The sequence below is a fragment of the Neorhizobium sp. DAR64872/K0K18 genome (assembly GCF_050500175.1).
In the GTDB taxonomy this organism is placed as follows: Bacteria; Pseudomonadota; Alphaproteobacteria; order Rhizobiales; family Rhizobiaceae; genus Neorhizobium; species Neorhizobium soli.
The window spans coordinates 1,269,652-1,287,456 of sequence record NZ_CP191446.1; the positions used below are offsets into that span (position 1 = coordinate 1,269,652).

The window sequence follows — 17,805 nt, forward strand, 5'->3', positions numbered from 1 at the left end:
GATTTCTGGCAGATCAAAATTCGAGATGCGGCGAGTTGACTGCCGCATGCAGCAGCTTGAGATAGTCATCCTTCGGAACGTCGATCGCCCCGAAGGTCTTCAGGTGTTCTGTCGTGAACTGCGTATCGAGCAGCACGAACCCCTTGGCCTTCATCCGTTCCACCAGATGCACGAGGCAGATCTTGGACGCGTCGGTGCGGCGCGAAAACATGCTCTCGCCGAAGAAAGCAGCGCCAAGCGAAACGCCGTAAAGCCCGCCGACGAGTTCATCGCCATCGTAAGCCTCGACACTATGGGCATGGCCCATGTGGTGGAGTTCGCGGTAGAGTTTGCGGATCGTCTCGTTGATCCAGGTACTCGGCCGGTCATCGGCCGGCTGCGCGCAGAGCGCGATGACGCCCTCGAAGTCGGTGTCGAAACGGATGTCGAAGGGTTTTCTGCGGACCGTTTTCTGCAGGCTCTTGGAGACGTGGAAAGCGTCGAGCGGCAGGATACCCCGCATCTCGGGATCGACCCAGAATATCTCCGGATCATCGGCTGCTTCCGCCATCGGGAAAAGCCCGATGGAATAGGCTCGCAACAGAATTTCCGGGGTTATTGCCGGGTAATATTTGCCACGACGCCCTGCCATCGGTCTCCTTGATCCGGCCATCGCATCCCGCGCCTCATCTGGCGCGGGATGGTCGACAGCATCTTATGAACCGCTAACGGATCGTGTGGATCCGGTAGGTAGCGTCTAGTGAGACTTGTCGCCGGCCAGATGGTTCTCCAGCCAGTGAATATCGTAGTTGCCGCTCAAGATATCCGGATTGTCCACCAGTTCCTGGAAGAGGGGAAGCGTGGTCTTGATACCATCCACGACGAACTCATCCAGCACGCGGCGAAGGCGCATCATGCATTCGGCGCGGGTGCGTCCATGCACGATGAGTTTGCCGATGAGGCTGTCATAGTAAGGCGGGATCTTGTAGCCGGCATAGGCACCCGAATCGACGCGAACGCCGAGACCGCCGGGAGCGTGGAAATGCGTGATCGTGCCAGGCGACGGAACGAAGGTCCGTGGATCCTCGGCATTGATGCGGCACTCGATCGCATGACCCTGGAACTGGATCTCGTCCTGGGTCACGGACAGGCCGTTTCCGGAGGCAACACGGATCTGCTCGTGCACCAGGTCGATATTGGTGATCGCTTCGGTGATCGGATGCTCGACCTGAAGACGGGTGTTCATTTCGATGAAATAGAACTCGCCGTTTTCGTAGAGGAATTCGACCGTACCGGCGCCGCGATACTTCATCTTCTTCATGGCGTCGGCGCAGATCTGGCCGATCTTCATGCGCTGTTCGACATCGAGGGCCGGCGAATTGGCTTCTTCCCAGACCTTCTGGTGGCGGCGCTGCAGCGAGCAGTCGCGTTCACCCAGATGAATGGCATTGCCTTCGCCATCACCGACGACCTGGATCTCGATATGCCGCGGCTTGCCGAGATACTTTTCCATGTAGACGGCATCGTTGCCGAAAGCTGCGAGCGCTTCGGAACGGGCCGTGGACACGGCCTCCTCGAGCTCGGCCTCGGTCTTTGCCACCTTCATGCCGCGGCCACCGCCGCCGGCGGTCGCCTTGATCAGCACCGGGAAACCGATTTCGCGGGCAATTTCGAGCGCGTTCTCAGGCAGAACTTCGCCGGGCGAACCCGGAACGACCGGAATGCCAAGCTCCACTGCCGTCTTCTTGGCAGTGATCTTGTCGCCCATCAGCCGGATATGCTCGGCGGTCGGTCCGATAAAGGTGATGCCGTGTGCTTCCAGAATGTCTGCGAACTTCGCGTTCTCGGACAGGAAGCCGTAACCGGGATGAACGGCGTCGGCACCGGTGATCTCGCAGGCGGCAACAATCTGGTGGATGTTGAGATAGCTGTCACGCGAAGGCGGCGGGCCGATGCAGACGCTCTCGTCGGCAAGGCGCACATGCATCGCATCCGAATCGGCCGTCGAGTGAACGGCGACGGTCGCGATGCCGAGTTCCTTGCAGGCGCGCAGGACGCGAAGTGCAATCTCGCCGCGGTTGGCTATGAGGATTTTCGAGATCATGAGATCGCCTTACTCGATGATGACGAGCGGCTGGCCATATTCGACAGGCTGCCCGTCTGTGACCAGGATTTCCGTAACCTTGCCGGACTTCGGCGAGGGGATCTGGTTCATCGTCTTCATGGCTTCGATGATGACGAGGGTCTGGCCTTCCTTCACGGTCGCGCCGACTTCTACGAAGTTGCGTGAACCGGGAGCAGGTGCAAGGTAGACGGTGCCAACCATCGGAGCGGTGAGCGCGTTCTTGAGGTCCGGGCCGGCTACGGCAGCGGGTGCTGCAGCGGCGGCAGGAGCGGCGGCAAGCGCCGGAGCGGCTGCAATCGGAGCCTGAACGTACTGGGGAGTGCCTGCGCGTGAAACACGGATGCGCAGGTCATCCTGCTCAACTTCGATCTCGGTGAGATCGGTGTCGTTGAGGATGTTCGCGAGATCGCGGATCAGTCCCTTGTCGATACCGGCTTTCTTCTCAGACATGGCAAACCCTACTGTTTTGTTATGTTGTCAGGCAATGGTGGTCTTCAAGGCGTGCAGCGCGAGCACGTAGCTCTGCGTGCCGAACCCGCAGATGATGCCCTTGCAGGCCGGTGCAATCATGGAATGGTGGCGGAATTCCTCCCGCGCATGCACATTCGAGATATGAAGTTCCACCACCGGTACGGAAATGGCCTTGATCGCATCGTGAAGGGCGATCGAGGTATGGGTAAAGGCGCCGGCATTGATGGCGACACCGGAAGCCCGCTCGCCGGCCTCATGCATCCAATCAATGAGCACGCCCTCGTGATTGCTCTGGCGAAACTCGACAGTCAGTCCGAGTTCGGCAGCAACGGCCGCACATTCCTGCTCGACATCGGCCAAGGTCTTGCCGCCGTAGATGCCAGGTTCGCGTTTTCCCAACATGTTGAGGTTGGGACCGTTGAGGACGAAAATCGGTTTGCTCATCGCGATAACTATTTGTTCCACCCAGAATTCAGCGGCCACGTATAAACCGCTGGGACGGCAAGGGAAAGCCCCTGACGCGCCTAAACGCCATGCATCCACCGGCGAACGGGCAAGAATGCAGCATCCTGCTCGAAATCTCGACCGTCAGCAGCTGGCCTTTCCGCAAGCGCGCACATTGGCGACCTTTTCCTCGATCGTATCGAGGCCAACAGCACCGAACACGGCCTCGTCTCCGACAACATAAGTCGGCGTGCCGGTGATGCCGATCGCGGTGGCCAACTGATAGGCCTGGCGTACGAGATCGTCGTTGGGATTGTCCTTCATCGACTTCCGCAGTGCTGCTCCGTCGATCCCAAGCGCGGTGGCGACAGAGAGCGCGGTCTCTTCGGACGCGTGCTCGCGGCTGCCGAGCAGCGTGCGGTGGAACTCGGCATACTTTGTCGGGGCGACCAGACGCACCGCATTGGCCACCTTGTGCGCAGCAATCGAGTCCGGGCCGAGGATCGGGAATTCCTTCAGCACGAAGCGGACGTTCTTGTCCTTCTTGAGAATGGTGTCCATGTCGGCCAGCGCATGCTTGCAGTAGCCGCAATTGTAATCGAAGAATTCAACGACCGTGACGTCGCCCTTCGGATTGCCAAGCGTGATGTCGGTGGGGGAGGCAAAGATCGCCTCCTTGTTGGCCGCGACCGCCTTGGTGGACTGGTCGACGCGCTGGTTCTGCTGCTTGGCCTCCAGCGCGTTCTGGACCTCGATCATCACTTCCGGGTTCTGGATAAGATATTCCCGGATGAATTCGCCCATCTCCTTCTTCTGCTGGTCATCCAGGGCAAAGGCCGGAACGGCAAACGCCGTTGCGGCCAGCATCGAACCGGCAGCAAGCGTCTTCAGTATCGGGTTGAGAAGGCGGGTCATTCGTTTCCTCGTCGGTCTGTTGGGCGTGGCTTCGCGCGAAACGCCGCACCATCATGTCTGTTTGCGCCAAAACTAAGCCAGCATGGCGCGAGGCGATAGAGTAAAAACGGCAGGGGTGCCCGGGACTGCGCAACAGTGGCCAACTCCGCAGGGCAGGCGGTACAAAAAGCACTTGCAATCAGAGCCTTAGATCCGTTTCCGGAATCAATCAGCAAGCGACTTGAATCATTTTCTGAGGACATGCCGCAGACAAAAAAACGGCCGCGTCAGACGCGGCCGTTTCGATTTCTAGGATGGGTTACGGCTCAAAAGAAGCCGCGCTTCTGCCACCAGCCGCCCTTTTTGGGCTTGGCCGGATCGCCGTCGCTCTCGGTCGCTGCCTTGGCAGGATCGGAGCTCTTCACCACCGCTTCGCTGGACGAAGAGATGTTGGAGGCGCGGTTGGCGCGGGCAGGCTTCGATTCGTCCGCATCATCGGCAGCGACAGCCTGTGGAGCAGGCTCTGCGACCGGCGCGGCTTCTTCGGCCTGCGGGGCTTCTGCGACAGGTGAGGCTTCAGCGGCCGGCGTAGCTTCAGGGGCCTCGGCAGGTGTCTGTTCGCCAAGGGCTGCATCGACCTGTTCGACGATCGCTGCGACCGGAGCTTCCACCGGAAGTTCGACCGGGGCAGGAGCCGGAGCTTCGGCAGCAGTCTCAACGACGGCATCAGGTTCGGCAACAGCCTCAACTTCGGACGAAACCTCTTCCGTCTTGGAAGACGCCTTGCCACGGCGCGAACGGCGTGGCTTGGGCGCAGGCTCGACCGGCGCTGCAGCAACGTCAACTGGCGCAGCTTCGGTTTCAGAACCGACATCAGCACCCGCGTCAGCAGCGACCGTCTCGGCCGGACCGGCTTCGGAACCGTCACCAGCGTCTGCGGTTTCGGTCTCGTCGTCGGACGCGTTCAGCTCCTGACCGTCTTCGGTCCGGTTGCGACGTCCGCCACGCTTCCCGCGACGACGGCGCTTGCGGCGCGAGTTCTCATCCGAGTCGTCGCCGTCTGCGACAGGCGCAGTTCCGTCGGCAGCAACTGCTTCGTTCTCGTCGCCGTCTTCATCGTCTTCGTCATCGGCACCCGATTCGGCATCGCTTGCCGCGTCGAGCGTCTGGCCTTCGCCATTCTTCTCGCCGTTGCGGTTGCGACGACGCCGGCGACGCTTGCGCTTGCGGCCGTTCTGATCATCGCCTTCGGTCCGCTCGCGGTCCTGCTTGGCGGCAGGCGCGGCAGCGACGATCTCCTCGTCTTCTTCCTCTTCATCAACCTCGATGATGATGTCGTCGTCCTCGTCCTCAACTGGGATCGCCGCAAACTGCATCAGGCTTTCGATCTTGACCGGGTTCTCGACGGCTTCGCCGCGATCGATTGCAAAGTGGTTCGAACCGATGGTGACGTCGGATTCGATGAAGATCGACACACCGAAGCGGTTCTCGTAATCCACCACGCTGCCGCGCTTGTGGTTCAGCAGGAACAGCGCGATGTCAGGCGTGGTCCGCACGGTGATGTCGTGTGTGGTGTTTTTCAGCAGGTATTCCTCGACGCCGCGCAGAACATGAAGCGCAACCGACGACTGCGAGCGCACATGACCTGTGCCGCCGCAATGCGAGCAGATCTGCGTGGTCGATTCGAGAACCGATGCGCGGATACGCTGGCGCGACATTTCGAGCAGGCCGAAATGCGAGATACGGCCGACCTGGATGCGGGCGCGATCGTTCTTGAGGCAATCCTTCAGCTTCTTCTCGACAGCGCGGTTGTTGCGCTTTTCTTCCATGTCGATGAAGTCGATGACGATCAGACCGGCAAGGTCGCGCAGGCGAAGCTGACGAGCCACTTCTTCGGCGGCTTCCAGGTTCGTCTGGAGTGCTGTGTCTTCGATCGAATGTTCGCGGGTCGAACGACCGGAGTTCACGTCGACTGCAACCAGAGCTTCGGTCTGGTTGATGATGAGATAGCCACCCGACTTCAGCGTCACCTGCGGCTGCAGCATGCGGTCGAGCTGTGCCTCGATGCCCGAACGGGAAAAGATCGGGTGAAGGTCGCGGTAGGGCTGAACCACCTTGGCGTGGCTCGGCATCAGCATCTTCATGAAGTCTTTTGCTTCACGATAGCCTTCTTCGCCGGAGACGATGACCTCGTTGATGTCTTTATTATAGAGGTCGCGGATCGAGCGCTTGATCAGCGAACCTTCCTCGTAAACGAGGCAAGGTGCGGTCGAGGCGAGCGTCAGCGTACGGACGTTCTCCCAGAGGCGCATTAGATATTCAAAGTCGCGCTTGATTTCGACGCGGGTGCGGTTGGCACCGGCGGTGCGCAGGATGACGCCCATGCCCTGCGGCACGTCCAACTCGCGAGCGACTTCCTTCAGACGCTTACGGTCGGTCGGCTGGGTGATCTTGCGGGAAATGCCGCCGCCACGTGCCGTGTTCGGCATCAGAACCGAGTAGCGGCCTGCGAGCGACAGATAGGTCGTGAGAGCTGCGCCCTTGTTGCCGCGCTCTTCCTTGGCGACCTGCACGAGCAGGATCTGGCGACGCTTGATGACTTCCTGGATGCGATACTGCTTGCGCGGCTTGCGCTGGATGCGATCCGGAACCTCTTCCATGGCATCTTCGGCGCCAACGGATTCGATCTCTTCCTTCTCGTGGTGATCGTCGTCGTCACCATCATCATCGTCGTCGTTCCCGCCACGCCCACCGGCATCCTCGGAAATCGAATCGGTGTCGACCACTGCGGCCATCTCGCCGGGCTTTGAACCCTCGTCGTCGGAAGACGGGTTTTCGTCGGAGGAGGGCGCTTCTTCTTCGGAGACAGTTTCAGTAGCTGGCGCATCTTCCGCAGTCGGCTCGACAACCTTCTTGCGCGAGCGGGTGCGCTTCGGCTTGGCCTTCTTCTCGACCACGTCTGCAACCGGTGCGTCCTCGGCAGCCGGGGCGTCTTCAACTGCAGCTTCAACCGGTTCTTCTACGGCGTTGACAGGGACGATGCCGACATCCGGCTGGTCCTGCTGGGAGAGATCGACCACCGGATCGCCAGGATCCGCCGAATCGGCTTCCGCAATGCGGCGCTGGTCTTCAGCTTCCTGCTGCATCAGCGCCTGCCGGTCGGCCAGCGGGATCTGGTAGTAGTCGGGGTGGATTTCCGCAAAAGCCAGGAAGCCGTGGCGGTTGCCACCGTAATCGACGAACGCGGCCTGCAGCGACGGCTCAACGCGCGTCACTTTGGCCAGATAGATATTGCCCCGGATCTGTTTCTTGTGTTCCGATTCAAAATCGAATTCTTCGATACGGTTGCCGCGTACAACGACTACCCGCGTCTCCTCTTCGTGAGACGCGTCGATAAGCATTTTGTCTGCCATGTAAATTCTGCTCCTCGGCGCCGAGCAAATGCACAAAAGCCTGCCGCGAGGATTTCCCCGACAACAGGCTTGTCATGCGAAATGGTCGTTCCGCCGGATAAAAAGGATCCCGTCGGGTGGGATTGTGCGGGCAACCGGAAAGAAGACGGAGCCAAAGGCGTCCCTGATCTCTCCCGGTTCTGAAAATTGTGCCGCGCCATCAAAAACCAAACGAGAATGACTTTACCATAGGCCCCAAACGGGGCCCGATGAATTTGCTCCAATGAGATTTGCTCGATGGAGCGGTGGGTGGCATGCCACCCGATATGTTTCCGGCCACCGCCGGGCGGATCGTGTATCAGGATGAAGCGTAGCGACGGCGGATGTCTGTCGGTCCATGGCGCCAGATCATTATCAGCTGGCAGCCTATCGGCAGACTATCCCGTCAACACTTCAACCTTCGCTCGCGTTGTATGGTTTATCTGTCACAATAGCAAGGGAAAAGCCGCCTTTGCCATATTGTCGATCGAATTGCCATTCTATGCAAAAACAACGGGCGGACGAGATGATTCGCATCCGATCTGCATGAAATTGCTATGTTAAAAACATGCGGCTGCAGCGGCTGCCGTTGCTGCATTCCGAATGTGCGAAGTCAGGTTAGGGGACTTATGTGAGGGTGGGCAAACCGACGGGTGCGTTGCGTGTATCACATGAGACGTCCAGATACGATTTCGCGACCGGTGCAACCGGTGTCGTAAGGCGAATCGCTTTTGGTTTGGTCATGTTGTTGGCTGGGGCAGCGTTGGCGCCTGCGATGGCGGCAACCACGAAGCCGATCCTCGCATTCGGAGCCCGCATTGCCGGCGACGCGGCACGCAGCCGCATTGTCATCGACTTCGAATCGAAGCCTGAGTTTTCAGTGCACTATGTCGGCGGCCCCGAACGCGTGATTGTCGACCTCTCGGCGACCGCCTTCGGTTTTCCACCCGAAGATCTATCGCCGCGCGGTCTGTTCAAGGATATCCGCTTCGGCACCATGGATGAACAGAGCGCCCGGATCGTGCTGACCACCAACCGGCCAGTGAAGCTCTCGACGGCGGATGTTCGGCCGGGGGAGAACGGCGTCTGGCGCCTCGTCCTCGATGCCGAGGTCGTCTCGAAGGAAGAATTTGCCGTTCTCCTGAAAGGCCAGGACTGGCGCGCCACGACGCAAACTGACTCGGAGCCGACGCCACTGATGGCCGACGACGGCGTTTTCACCGTTGCGGTTGATGCAGGTCATGGCGGGATTGATGCCGGTGCGACTGCGCTGACGACGAAGACGCAGGAAAAGGTCATCACCCTCGATTTCGCAAAGACGCTTGCCGAGCGCCTGAACCGGCTATCCGGCGTGAAGGCATTTCTGACGCGTGACGACGACACGTTTCTTTCGCTGTCCGAGCGGGTGGCGACCGCCCGTGAACATCGCGCCGACCTGTTCATATCCCTTCACGCCGATACGCTGACGCAAAAGGATATCCGCGGCGCCACCGTCTATACCCTCTCCGACAAGGCATCGGACCGGATGGCGGAAAACCTTGCGGCGCGAGAAAACTTTTCTGACCAGCTCGCCGGCTACAGCATTCAGAACGGACCGTCGGACGTGGCGGATATCCTTCTCGACCTGACGCGGCGCGAGACCCAGGCCTTCTCGATCGCCATGGCGGACAATGTCGTCAAGTCGTTCGAGGGCCAGATCGGGCTTATCAACAACCCGCATCGGCAGGCAAGCTTCCAGGTGCTGCGCGCGCCGGATATTCCCTCCGTCCTGCTCGAACTGGGTTTTCTGTCCAATCAGGAAGACGAAAAACTTCTGCTCGATCAGAACTGGCGCAACCGGATTGCAGACCTGATTGCCGCAGCCGTCGATCGGTATCGCGGTCACTCTGTCGCCAACGGCGGGTGAGGGGAGTGCTGCGTCGCATGCGGCGTGGCTGACGTGCAACAACGGCCCGGGAATATCCCCGTATACAAGCTAAGTTGCGGAAATACCTTGGTTGAAGCCCTATTTTACGCACATTCAGACGGTTACACCCTGCTGCACGAGGCAGGGCGGATAACGCGCCTTTTATCCTCGACGCCTTGCGCTGGCGTAATCACCGTGCAAAACGCCGAGAACCATGCGATGTTGCGCCTTGCGCAGCAACCCGAAAGCCGAACGGTAGCTTCGACATGATCAGATTGATTGGATACTTCTTTGGAATGGCCTGCGTCCTTTTTCTGGGCGTTGCTGCAGCGGTTGCCATCTATTTGAATGGTGTATCCAAGGATTTGCCCGATTATGCGGTCCTTGCTGCCTATGAGCCTCCGGTTGCCACACGTGTCCACGCCGGCAACGGTGCACTGGTCACGGAATATGCGCGCGAGCGTCGCTTGTTCCTCCCCATCCAGGCTATCCCCGACCGAGTCAAGGCGGCCTTCCTGTCTGCTGAAGACAAGAATTTCTACAACCACCCCGGCGTCGATATCTTCGGCCTTGGCCGCGCGGTTGTGAACAATCTCCAGAACTTCGGCTCAGGCCGTCGTCCGGAAGGTGCGTCCACGATCACCCAGCAGGTGGCAAAGAACTTCCTTCTGTCGGCAGACCAGACGATGGACCGCAAGGTCAAGGAAGCGATCCTGTCGTTCCGCATCGAACAGGCCTACTCGAAGGACAAGATCCTCGAGCTCTACCTCAACGAGATCTTCTTCGGCCTTAACTCCTATGGCATCGCCGGTGCAGCGCTGACCTATTTCGACAAGTCGGTGACGGAGCTGACGACGGCGGAAGCAGCCTATCTCGCGGCGCTGCCGAAGGGCCCCAACAACTATCATCCGTTCCGCCATCAGCAGGCAGCGCTTGATCGCCGCAACTGGGTTGTCGATCGCATGGCCGAAAACGGCTACATTACCCAGATGGACGCCGACGATGCCAAGACCCAGCCGCTTGGTGTCAAGCAGCGCCGGAGTGGTACACACCTGTTCGCGTCCGACTATTTCTCCGAAGAGGTCCGTCGCCAAATCATTGGCCGGTATGGCGACAAGTCGCTCTATGAAGGTGGCCTGTCCGTCCGCACCTCGATCAATCCCGAGCTTCAGCTTGCTGCGCGCGCCGCGCTGCAGAACGGGCTTCTTGATTACGACGAACGCCGCGGTTTTCAGGGCCCGGTGACCACGGTCGACATTTCACCCGATTGGGGTGTCTCGCTTGCCAAGGCGATCACCGACGGCAAGGCGCCTGACCTGCGCGATGTCCCGGAATGGCAGCTTGCCGTCGTGATCAGCGCGTCCGCCAAGTCCGCCGAGATCGGTTTGCGTCCCGCTGCCGATGGTGGCGGCAAGGTGACCGAAGAGCGCGTGACGGGAACGATCCCCGCGGACGCCATGAAATGGGCCTATCGCGACGCCAAGGGTTCTCGCCGGACGGCGAAAGGTCCCGATGGCGTGCTGAGCCCGGGCGACGTCGTCTATGTCGAGCCGATCAATGAAGAAGCCAAGACCTTCCGGCTGCGTCAGCCTCCGAAGGTACAGGGCGGCTTTGTCGCGATGGACCCGAATACCGGCCGCGTTCTCGCCATGGTCGGCGGCTTCTCCTATGCACAGTCGGAATTTAACCGCGCCACCCAAGCGATGCGTCAGCCGGGTTCGTCGTTCAAGCCCTTCGTCTATTCTGCAGCGCTCGACAACGGCTACACCCCGGCATCGGTTGTGCTTGACGCGCCGATCGAGATTGTCACCGGCGGCCAGGTCTGGCGCCCGTCCAACTACGGCGACAAGGACGGCAACGGTCCGGCAACGCTGCGCACCGGCATCGAAAAGTCGCGCAACCAGATGACTGTCCGCCTGGCGCAGGACATGGGCATGGAACTGGTGGCCGAATATGCCGAACGCTTCGGCATCTACGACAAGATGCTGCCTGTTCTCGCCATGTCGCTCGGTTCCGGTGAAACGACCGTGATGCGGATGGTATCCGCCTATGCGGTCATCGCCAACGGCGGCAAGCAGATCAAGCCGACCGTAATCGACCGCATCCAGGATCGTTACGGCAAGACCATTTTCCGCCATGAAGAGCGCACGTGCGAAGGCTGCAATGCCAACAGTTGGGCGAACCAGGAAGAGCCCGTTCTGGCCGACAACCGCGAGCAGGTTCTCGATCCGATGACCGCCTACCAGATCACCTCAATGATGGAAGGCGTCGTGCAGCGCGGCAGCGCGGCCGGCAAGATCCATCTGACCGACCGTCCGGTCGCCGGCAAGACCGGAACGACCAATGACGAGAAGGACGCCTGGTTCGTCGGCTTCACGCCGAACATCGTGGCCGGCCTTTATATCGGCTTCGACACACCGGCTCCGCTCGGACGCGGCAGCACGGGTGGCGGACTTGCTGCGCCCATCTTTGGTCAGTTTATCGAAGCGGCGGCAAAGCATATGCCGGCTGAAAAATTCCTGGTGCCGGAAGGCATGCAGTTCGTCGCTGTCAACCGCAAGACGGGCATGATGGCCATGGAAGGCGAGCCGGATACGATCACCGAAGCCTTCAAGCCCGGAACCGGCCCGGCCGACGTCTTCCAGGTCATCGGTGGCGGCGAATACATGACGCAGGACCAGATCCTGGACTCCTCGCCACAGGCACAGCAGGCCATCACGTCCGGTGCCTCCGGCCTGTTTTGATCCTCATACTGACGTCCTCTAGGACATCGACGCGCCGGCCCGGGGTTTACTTCCGGGGCCGGCGCAACTATGTCCACCGCAACTTCGGTCAACAACGAAAAGACGAGAGAAGCATTACGCCATGCGCGCGGAAATCATCAACGTAACCGACGAAATCAAGCAGGCCATAAGCCTGCTGAGGAGGCATCTTTGACTGGGATCAGGCGGTAAGACGACTGGACTGGTTGAACAACAAGGCAGAGGATCCAAACCTCTGGAACGACGCCTCCGAAGCGCAGAAGCTGATGCGCGAGCGTCAGCAGCTGGATGACAGCATCAACGGCGTGCGAGCGCTCGATCAGCAGCTCAACGACAATGTCGAACTCATCGCGATGGGGGAAGACGAGGGCGACGACTCGATCGTTAAAGAGGCCGAGGAAGCGCTGAAGACGTTGCGCACTGAAGCCAACCGCCGGCAGGTGGAAGCGATGCTTTCGGGCGAGGCAGACAGCAACGATACCTATGTCGAAGTGCATTCCGGTGCCGGTGGCACGGAAAGCCAGGACTGGGCGAACATTCTGCTGCGCATGTACACCCGCTGGGCCGAGCGCCAGGGCTACAAGGTCGAGCTCTTGGAAGTGCACGATGGCGAAGAGGCCGGCATCAAGTCCGCGACCATTCTCGTCAAGGGACACAATGCCTTCGGGTGGTTGAAGACCGAGTCGGGCGTCCATCGCCTGGTGCGCATTTCGCCCTACGACAGCGCGGCACGCCGCCACACGTCGTTCTCGTCGATCTGGGTCTATCCTGTGGTCGACGACTCGATCAACATCGAGATCAACGAGAGCGATTGCCGCATCGACACCTATCGTTCGTCGGGTGCCGGCGGGCAGCACGTCAACACCACCGACTCGGCCGTGCGTATCACGCACATTCCGTCCGGTATCGTCGTCGCCTGCCAGCAGGAACGCTCGCAGCACAAGAACCGCGCCAAGGCGTGGGACATGCTGCGCGCCCGTATGTACGAAGCGGAACTGATGAAGCGCGAAGCGGCCGCCAATGCGGAAGCCGCTTCGAAGAGCGACATCGGCTGGGGCCACCAGATCCGCTCCTACGTTCTGCAGCCATACCAGCTGGTGAAGGACCTGCGCACCGGTGTCGAAAGCACGGCACCCAGCGACGTTCTCGACGGCGAACTCAACGAGTTCATGGAAGCTGCCCTTGCACACCGCATCAGCGGCAAGCCCGATCTTGGCGCCGACGCCGAGTAAGGTTTGGACGCATCACGAATCACAAACGGCCGGATCTCGCGATCCGGCCGTTTGCGTTTCTTGGGGGTCGTTGTCAGTCGTTGAACTGCTCGGCCAAGATCCGGTCAGACCAGGAATGGTCGGGATCCGATAGAAGCCGTGCCGTCAGTTCAGTCGATTGCGCGATGCGGATATGGATGACGGATTTCACCTCGGTATTGTCGGCGACCGCGTTGACCGGTCGCTTTTCGGGCTCAAGAATCTCGATGTCGACGCAGACACGGTTTGGCAAAAGCGCACCGCGCCAGCGACGTGGACGAAACGCACTGACGGGCGTCATCGCCAGAAGCGGCGCCTCCAGCGGCAGGATCGGCCCGTGCGCCGACAGATTGTAGGCGGTGGAGCCGGCGGGCGTCGCGACCATCAGGCCGTCGCAGATCAGTTCCTCCAGCCTTGTGTGCCCATCGACCACCACCTTCAGCTTCGCGGCCTGATAGGATTGGCGGAACAGGTAGACCTCGTTGATCGCGAGCGAGTGGGATATCGCACCCCAGGCATCGGTCGCCGTCATCTTTAGCGGGTGAAACTCGTTTTCCACGGCACGCGCAATTCGGTCGGGAAGATCGACCGTTTCGAAATCGTTCATCAGAAAACCGACCGAGCCACGGTTCATGCCGTAGACCCTTTTGCCGATATGCATGGTCTCGTGCAGCGTTTGCAGCATGAGCCCGTCACCACCCAAGGCCACGACCACGTCGGCCTCCGACAGGGGAACGTTTCCGTAAAGCCGGGTCAGCTCGTCAAACGCTGCCTCGGCATCGGGTGCCGTTGAGGCGATGAATGCGAGCTTTTCGGTCGCGATCGACATGGGAAGGCCTTTGGTGTGACGCGGACATGCGCCCAGGGAATACAGGTCTGAAACACCGCATCGTCAACATACGGCTTCCAGCAGGTAGCTATAGGAGAAACGACAGGACGAACAAGCCGCTTCCGTGCAGCGTCGGTACTTCATCAGCCATTCCGGCTGCGGGTAGACCACGAGTATCTCGTTTCTCGAAAGTGTTTATCGCGATCAACGGAATTTTCGCTTTACACGAAATCAGAATCTGGTAATTCCACCCCCAGAAGTGCCCTTGTAGCTCAGTTGGTAGAGCACCTGATTTGTAATCAGGGGGTCACGAGTTCGAACCTTGTCGGGGGCACCACTTCTATCCCAATCATTTTGATCGGTTGATCATGCTTTTCTCGGGCTGAGGAGAGCAGGGTTTGACGCACGTCGCTCCGTTGTCTTTCCGGCATCTCTTCTCGTGCCGGCCAATCCTTGCAACATGGAATGCGCTCTGTCAGGATCTCTTAAATTTAAGGGGAGACTGATGGGAAAAGTCTTGATGTGGATTGGCTGGATCGGGATCGTTCTGGTGGTCTGCGCCCTCGTGGCGCTGATGGCCAGCGCCGGGCAGGGGTCCTATGCCCTGCTCGCGCTCTTGGCAGCACTGCCTTGGGCGGCACCCGCCTTCATCGGCTCTGTGCTCGTCGCGGCGTTTGGCAGCATGCTTTTGCAGCTCAATGCGATCCGAGCAGCAACCGAAAGACAGGCCGAACTCTTCGCTCAGTTATTGGACGGCAAGAAGAAGCGTGACGCAGCGGTTGAGGCCTGACGGAAACGTCAATGCATCCTTCGTGCGTCGCTATCTCGCGTTTTCAAAACCATCCGTTTGACGGTTCGCTGCTCAGTAAGCTTCCAACGACCTCCCGGGCGTTGGGTCTGAGGGCGAAGCAACAGAAAAAGCCGCCTCGACGAATCGGGCGGCTGTCTCTTTAGAGTATGGCAGTTGTGGAAGGGTAGTTCTTACTTATCCATGTCCTGTGCCATCTTGTAGTGATGCTCGAGGGCCGGAAGTGTCTTCGCGGCAAAGGCCTTTAGATCGGCATTTTCACCTTCTTCAGCGTAGCGCTTGAAGAGGTCTACCGCGTCTTCATGTGCTTCGACCTGATCGTCGAAATATTCCTCGATGAAATCGGCACCTTCAAGCTTTGCCAGCTCGTCGACATCTTCCTTGTCATCTTCGGTCAATGCCGTGACAGGATTGCCCTGGACCTTGCCGCTGTCGATCAGCGCCTTGAGTTCGGCAGAAGCCTTTTCATGGTCTGTAATCATCTGCTGCGCAAATTTCTTGGTGGCGTCGTCGCCCTTGGTCAGTGCGAGCTTGCTCGACTCGATCTCGTACATACCGCTCGCAGACGCCTGCATGATAAAGTCTGCGGTGGTCGGAGCGCGACCCAGAACCGAGTTTGCGCCGGTGCTTTCTGCAGCCGACTGCGCGAAAGCTGCCGTTGCGGTCATGAGAAATGCTGCGGTGAGAATTGTTTTTTTCATGGTCGGTATCTCCTGTGAGCCCTACCAACCCATGGAAATCAAAGAGGTTCCGCAAAGATTTTTCAACGTGGTACTTCATCTGATTGAGATAAAGCGTCGAAGCGAGGGGATGACGAAGGCGGCCATTGCGCGTTAACGAACCTGAATGGCAGACAACGGGATATTACGGATTCCGTCAGGATTCGTAGTCTAGCATAAGCACAGCAATCCGCGGCGATTCTCATGCCAGGAGCGGACCGGAGGAAACGGATGCCCACATTCTACGGCAACGATTACGACAACACCGTCTACCAGGATGATTACGATTCTGATCTCACCGTCTACACCTATGGCGGCGACGACCGGATCTTCCTCAACCTCGTTGGCAAATACGGTGGTTTCAACACGGTCTATGCAGGCGCTGACGACGATTTGGTGCAAAATTCCTTCGAAGGCGGCAACAAGATCGATCTCGGCTCCGGCAACGACAGCTACGTCGCAACAGGGTTCTCGACGTCGAGCAAGCTCTATGATGTCGTCTATGCCGGCAGCGGCAACAACTCTTTCGAAGTCTCCACCTATCACAGCGACTATTACGGCGAGACGGGCAATGACGCCTTCTTCTCGGTCGGCTATCGCAACTATTTCAACGGTGGCTCGGGGACCGATACGATCAGCTATGAGACGCAGGACGAGGATGATGATCTGGCCGGTCTCGGCGTCGCCATCGATCTCGGCAAGGGTTCGGCGCAGACGCTCGGAACCAGTTACAAAGAGACGCTCGTCAGCATCGAGAATGCCATCGGGACCGGTGCGAGCGACAAGATCTACGGCTCATCAGGCGCAAACAAGCTTTGGGGCGATGACGGAAACGACTTGATCGATGGCAAGGGCGGTAATGACACGCTCTACGGCGGCGCGGGTAGCGACGACCTCTACGGTGGAAGCGGCAACGACAAGCTGTACGGCGGATCCGGCAACGACCATCTCTATGGTGGATCGGGCGCCGATACGTTCGTGTTCACCTCGATCGCAGACTCCAAGGCAAACAGCAGCCGCGACATCATCCAGGACTTCAGCCGCGCAGAAGACGATTATATCGATCTCCGGTCGATCGATGCGGATACGACCTTCGGCGGCAATCAGTCTTTCGATTTCATTGGTTCGAAAGGCTTTTCGGGCGAGGCGGGCGAGTTGCGCTTTAGCGGCGGCATCGTCTCAGGCGATGTGAACGGCGACGGTTATGCCGACTTCCAGATCAAGATCGCGGGCCAGACCAAAATGTACGACAGCGATTTCTTCCTCTGAGATATCGAGCTGTCTTAGGAAGGCGCTTCTGAAAGGAGGCGCCTTTTTTCGTGGTCGAGAGAATTTGGAAAACTACAGGACTTCAACCGATGCACCGGTCGCGATGAAGTCGCCATTGGCGAAATCATTCTCATCCGATCGACCGACCTTGCCGTACCGGAGCGGCTGTCCGTCGATAGCGCAGGTCTTGCCACCGGCGGCGCGCAGGACCGCATCTCCGGCTGCCGTGTCCCACTCCATCGTCCGGCCGAACCGCGGATAAATGTCGGCGGCACCTTCCGCCAGCAGACCGAATTTCAGCGATGAACCGACGGAAAGGGTTTCGAGGTCGCCGTATTGCGCCAGGAAATCATCCGTTTCGACAGTTCGGTGGGACCGGCTGGCACAGGCGATGGGTCGCCGTGGCATGACGCGGGCGCGGATCGCCTGACGGTTTTCGATGGTGAAATCGGGGGCGATCGCGAGCTTGGACGCTTTGTTCTGTGCGCCGCCATAGCCGACGTTGAGCGCCGGAGCATACACGATACCAACGGTCGGAAGGGCATTTTCGATCAGCGCAATATTGACGGTGAAGTCATCGCGGCCGTTGATGAATTCACGTGTGCCGTCAAGCGGGTCGATCAGAAAGAAACGACCACCGGAAATATCTGGGATCTGCCCGGCGGCGACGGCTTCTTCTGCAACCGCGGGGATCGCTGGCCAATGCTGCGCAAGCGCTTCGAGAATCATCGCTTCCGCGGCTTCGTCGGCCTCCGTCACCGGCGAGTGGTCCGGTTTGTAGTGGGTATGAGCGCCACGGCCACGGATCTCAAGAATCGTGCGGCCTGCATCGAGCGCGATCGTCTCGAATATCAAAAGCATACTCATCATAAAGACGATCTACTGCCTTGCCTCCAGCAGCGCAAGCTCGTCTCGCCT

At 59.4% G+C, this 17,805-nt stretch carries 14 protein-coding genes and 1 tRNA gene; 6 read left to right on the forward strand and 9 right to left on the reverse strand.

The window, feature by feature from the left end; all coding sequences use genetic code 11:
- Positions 1-13 precede the first annotated feature (13 nt).
- The 6 genes from aat to ACQY1P_RS11540 form a co-directional block, all read right to left on the reverse strand.
- Positions 14-631 (reverse strand): leucyl/phenylalanyl-tRNA--protein transferase, encoded by a 618-nt coding sequence (gene aat, locus ACQY1P_RS11515; RefSeq protein WP_430256428.1) that lies wholly within the window; start codon positions 629-631, stop codon positions 14-16.
- Between the two features lie 105 nt (positions 632-736).
- Positions 737-2,083 (reverse strand): acetyl-CoA carboxylase biotin carboxylase subunit, encoded by a 1,347-nt coding sequence (accC, locus tag ACQY1P_RS11520; RefSeq protein ID WP_062453188.1) that lies wholly within the window; start codon positions 2,081-2,083, stop codon positions 737-739.
- A 9-nt stretch (positions 2,084-2,092) separates the two neighbouring features.
- Positions 2,093-2,554: an acetyl-CoA carboxylase biotin carboxyl carrier protein gene (gene accB / locus ACQY1P_RS11525; RefSeq protein ID WP_062453187.1), complete on the reverse strand. Its 462-nt coding sequence runs from the start codon at positions 2,552-2,554 to the stop codon at positions 2,093-2,095.
- A 27-nt stretch (positions 2,555-2,581) separates the two neighbouring features.
- Positions 2,582-3,019, reverse strand: coding sequence for a type II 3-dehydroquinate dehydratase (gene aroQ, locus ACQY1P_RS11530; protein ID WP_062453186.1), 438 nt, complete (start codon positions 3,017-3,019; stop codon positions 2,582-2,584).
- A 144-nt stretch (positions 3,020-3,163) separates the two neighbouring features.
- Entirely contained in the window at positions 3,164-3,934 is a 771-nt protein-coding gene (locus tag ACQY1P_RS11535) for a DsbA family protein (RefSeq protein WP_062580069.1), read from the reverse strand.
- Between the two features lie 305 nt (positions 3,935-4,239).
- A complete protein-coding gene (locus ACQY1P_RS11540; RefSeq protein ID WP_430256429.1) occupies positions 4,240-7,326 on the reverse strand; it encodes an Rne/Rng family ribonuclease in 3,087 nt (1,028 codons plus the stop codon).
- A gap of 760 nt (positions 7,327-8,086) precedes the next feature.
- Here ACQY1P_RS11540 and ACQY1P_RS11545 point away from each other — a divergent pair.
- The 3 genes from ACQY1P_RS11545 to prfB all read left to right on the forward strand — a co-directional run bounded on the left by ACQY1P_RS11545 (position 8,087) and on the right by prfB (position 13,244).
- Positions 8,087-9,250, forward strand: coding sequence for an N-acetylmuramoyl-L-alanine amidase (locus ACQY1P_RS11545; protein WP_062453183.1), 1,164 nt, complete (start codon positions 8,087-8,089; stop codon positions 9,248-9,250).
- A gap of 266 nt (positions 9,251-9,516) precedes the next feature.
- Positions 9,517-11,994 (forward strand): penicillin-binding protein 1A, encoded by a 2,478-nt coding sequence (locus ACQY1P_RS11550; protein WP_062453182.1) that lies wholly within the window; start codon positions 9,517-9,519, stop codon positions 11,992-11,994.
- Between the two features lie 121 nt (positions 11,995-12,115).
- A protein-coding gene (prfB, locus tag ACQY1P_RS11555) for a peptide chain release factor 2 (RefSeq protein ID WP_113111005.1) occupies positions 12,116-13,244 on the forward strand; the annotation gives its coding sequence in 2 pieces (ribosomal slippage) (positions 12,116-12,184 and positions 12,186-13,244; 1,128 coding nt in all).
- 73 nt (positions 13,245-13,317) lie between these two features.
- Here the strand turns inward: prfB and ACQY1P_RS11560 are convergent.
- The gene (locus tag ACQY1P_RS11560; RefSeq protein WP_430256430.1) at positions 13,318-14,091 is read right to left on the reverse strand and encodes an NAD kinase; all 774 of its coding nucleotides are present in this window, start codon (positions 14,089-14,091) and stop codon (positions 13,318-13,320) included.
- A 261-nt stretch (positions 14,092-14,352) separates the two neighbouring features.
- Between ACQY1P_RS11560 and ACQY1P_RS11565 the strand changes: the two genes are divergently transcribed.
- Both ACQY1P_RS11565 and ACQY1P_RS11570 read left to right on the forward strand, forming a co-directional pair.
- Positions 14,353-14,428, forward strand: a tRNA-Thr gene (locus ACQY1P_RS11565).
- A gap of 168 nt (positions 14,429-14,596) precedes the next feature.
- Positions 14,597-14,881 (forward strand): hypothetical protein, encoded by a 285-nt coding sequence (locus ACQY1P_RS11570; protein WP_139283848.1) that lies wholly within the window; start codon positions 14,597-14,599, stop codon positions 14,879-14,881.
- 191 nt (positions 14,882-15,072) lie between these two features.
- On the opposite strand, the gene ACQY1P_RS11575 is transcribed toward ACQY1P_RS11570, so the two are convergent.
- Positions 15,073-15,600 (reverse strand): DUF4142 domain-containing protein, encoded by a 528-nt coding sequence (locus tag ACQY1P_RS11575; protein ID WP_062453178.1) that lies wholly within the window; start codon positions 15,598-15,600, stop codon positions 15,073-15,075.
- Between the two features lie 249 nt (positions 15,601-15,849).
- Between ACQY1P_RS11575 and ACQY1P_RS11580 the strand changes: the two genes are divergently transcribed.
- A complete protein-coding gene (locus ACQY1P_RS11580; RefSeq protein ID WP_430256431.1) occupies positions 15,850-16,887 on the forward strand; it encodes a calcium-binding protein in 1,038 nt (345 codons plus the stop codon).
- 72 nt (positions 16,888-16,959) lie between these two features.
- Here ACQY1P_RS11580 and cysQ read toward each other — a convergent pair whose 3' ends face one another.
- Positions 16,960-17,757, reverse strand: coding sequence for a 3'(2'),5'-bisphosphate nucleotidase CysQ (cysQ, locus tag ACQY1P_RS11585; RefSeq protein WP_430256432.1), 798 nt, complete (start codon positions 17,755-17,757; stop codon positions 16,960-16,962).
- Positions 17,758-17,805 lie beyond the last annotated feature (48 nt).